The sequence below is a fragment of the Salinimicrobium oceani genome, assembly GCF_012037645.1.
The window spans coordinates 1-303 of record NZ_JAAVJR010001484.1; the positions used below are offsets into that span (position 1 = coordinate 1).

A 303-nucleotide genomic window follows, 5' to 3' on the forward strand; every position below is an offset into this window, starting at 1 on the left:
TACTTCTTGTGGCGTAAGGCCAATCTCTTCAGCTTTTTTCAATCTTTCGGCAGTCCAGAACCGGTTGTATTCTGTTCTCATTCTCTCCCTGAATTCTTCAGCTGAAGTATTCCAGTAGAATTGATACTTATTAGGGACATACATTCCCAGTGCATTGCGCTTATTGAATTCATACTGCTTCAAAAAGGCAGAATCTTTCATGGTATTCAATAGTTCCATACTATCAGCTTCGATCTGACCGGCAACTCTCCCGGCAAGATCTTCCAGACGCTCCTGATTATTGAAGGTCACCCATACCGGTTC

1 protein-coding gene is annotated in these 303 nt (G+C 42.9%); it reads right to left on the minus strand.

Annotation, left to right across the window (positions count from 1 at the left end; translation table 11 throughout):
• Nucleotides 1-303, minus strand: a 303-nt coding sequence (locus HC175_RS22740; protein WP_168140053.1) for an endolytic transglycosylase MltG, incomplete at both ends; no start/stop codon positions are given.